The organism is Mesorhizobium sp. M7A.F.Ca.CA.003.01.2.1, from assembly GCF_003998945.1.
In the GTDB taxonomy this organism is placed as follows: domain Bacteria; phylum Pseudomonadota; class Alphaproteobacteria; order Rhizobiales; family Rhizobiaceae; genus Mesorhizobium; species Mesorhizobium ciceri.
Genome location: NZ_RZRA01001063.1, coordinates 1 through 1,778 on the forward strand (window position 1 = coordinate 1; position 1,778 = coordinate 1,778).

The 1,778-nt window shown below is 59.1% G+C and carries 3 protein-coding genes, 1 tRNA gene and 1 pseudogene; all 5 read right to left on the minus strand.

Annotated elements, in window-relative coordinates; genetic code table 11:
* Positions 1-192: pseudogene (gene rplK, locus EN969_RS29625) on the minus strand (50S ribosomal protein L11); the annotation flags it as partial.
* A 158-nt stretch (positions 193-350) separates the two neighbouring features.
* A complete protein-coding gene (gene nusG / locus EN969_RS29630) occupies positions 351-878 on the minus strand; it encodes a transcription termination/antitermination protein NusG (protein WP_013531409.1) in 528 nt (175 codons plus the stop codon).
* A gap of 27 nt (positions 879-905) precedes the next feature.
* Positions 906-1,109, minus strand: a complete 204-nt coding sequence (gene secE / locus EN969_RS29635) for a preprotein translocase subunit SecE (protein ID WP_013531408.1) — start codon at positions 1,107-1,109, stop codon at positions 906-908.
* A 394-nt stretch (positions 1,110-1,503) separates the two neighbouring features.
* Positions 1,504-1,579: transfer RNA gene (locus EN969_RS29640), tRNA-Trp, on the minus strand.
* An 80-nt stretch (positions 1,580-1,659) separates the two neighbouring features.
* Positions 1,660-1,778 (minus strand): putative glycolipid-binding domain-containing protein (locus tag EN969_RS29645; protein ID WP_206525265.1); only part of this gene is annotated, 119 nt, incomplete at its 5' end.

Below are 1,778 nucleotides of genomic sequence, written 5' to 3' on the forward strand. Positions count from 1 at the left end.
GTCCTGATAGTAGGTGATGACAACCGGAACCGGCGATCCCTTTTCCATTTCCTGGGTCTGCGCGTTGAACGCCTTGCAGAACTCCATGATGTTGATGCCACGCTGACCAAGCGCCGGGCCGATCGGGGGAGACGGCGTAGCCGATCCCGCTTTCACCTGGAGCTTGAGCTGGCCTGCAATTTTCTTAGCCATCTCTTTTCCTGCCTTTGTCTATGCCGGTCATGCCGGCGGTTGCAGTCTGGTGGTGCGATCCATGCGGCCGGCTAAAGCCGCATTCGTCTCCCACCGTTCTCAGGCCGCGCTTCCGCGCCGCCTCCCCTGACCGCCAAACCGGCTTCAGGGATTTCGGATCAGCCCTTTTCGACCTGCCCGAATTCCAGATCGACAGGCACGGCGCGCCCGAAGATCGAAACTTCCACCTTGAGCCGCGCCCGCTCCTCGTCCACTTCCTGGACGAAACCGTTGAACGACGCGAAGGGACCATCCGAAACGCGGATCGCTTCGCCGATCTCGAACGTGACCGAGGGCTTGGGCCGCTCGACGCCTTCCTGCACCTGGTTCAGGATGCGCTGCGCTTCCGCCTCGGTGATCGGCACCGGCTTGGAGTCACCCAGGAAGCCGGTGACCTTCGGCGTGTTCTTGACCAGCGAGAACACGGCGTCGGTCAGATTGGCCTTCAGCAGCACATAGCCCGGGAAGAACTTGCGCTCGGCATCGACCTTGCGGCCGCGGCGAACTTCGACGACCTTCTCGGTCGGAACCACGATCTGGTGGATGTCGGCAGACAGGCCCTTCTGCTTGGCCTTGTTCTCGATATCCTCGGCGACCTTCTTTTCAAAGTTCGAATAGGCGTGGACGATGTACCAGCGCGCGGTCATTTCAAGACTTCTCCGTAATCGCCGGACTTAGCGTCCGATGCCCAGAATCTGTTCGACCGCGAGGCCCATGAGCTGATCAGCGGTGAAGAAAAAGATCATCGCGATCACTGCGAAGGCCAGAACCATCACCGTCGAGATCATCGTTTCGCGCCGCGACGGCCAAGTCACCTTGGCGGTCTCCGCGCGAACCTGCTGGAGAAAGACGAAAGGATTTGTGGTTTTCGAAGCCATATGCCGCTCTGTCTTCAAGACCCGTTGGCCGGGTCTCCTGGATGATCCCGCTGGCCGGGACGTGCCGCCTGAGCGAATTTCGCGCCGAATCAGCGCAATCATTTCGCCCATGCAAATCAGACGCGTAAAGCCGGTTTCCCAGCTCCACGCGTCGCGTGTCTGTTTCGTCTACATAAAACCGATTCTTGATCCACGCAAGTGGCAAGTCTCCGCTTTATGACCAAACACCGCCTCGGAACCATCCAGTCGTTCCGTCCCGGCTATGGCGCTCTTATGCCCCAATCGACCCTATATGGCAAGCGGGTCGCCGATTTTCAAAGGCCGGACCATGGAAATATCGTTTTGAACGCCATTCCGAAACGGCGAGACATTGGGTTGAATGCCATTCAGGGAATGGCACGGGCAGCAGGGCTCGAACCTACGACCTGCGGTTTTGGAGACCGCCGCTCTACCAACTGAGCTATGCCCGTACGTGCGCATGTCGGCGCAGCAGGCGCTTCCTAAAAGCTTCCGCACGCTCTGTAAAGAGCGGTTTGCATGCAAACACGCCTTAACCTCTGCGCCAGAAATCGGGATAGTCGACAACCAGCCCGTTGCGGTCGATTTCAAGTTCCCGCCTGAAGTCGCTGGCGCGCGATTCATAGAGATATCGCCTGCCCTCTTCGAGGC

Bases quoted from the DNA above. Each gene is read 5' to 3' on its own strand.
- nusG (WP_013531409.1), bottom strand. From the start codon at position 878: ATGACCGCGCGCTGGTACATCGTCCACGCCTATTCGAACTTTGAAAAG.
- secE (WP_013531408.1), bottom strand. From the start codon at position 1,109: ATGGCTTCGAAAACCACAAATCCTTTCGTCTTTCTCCAGCAGGTTCGC.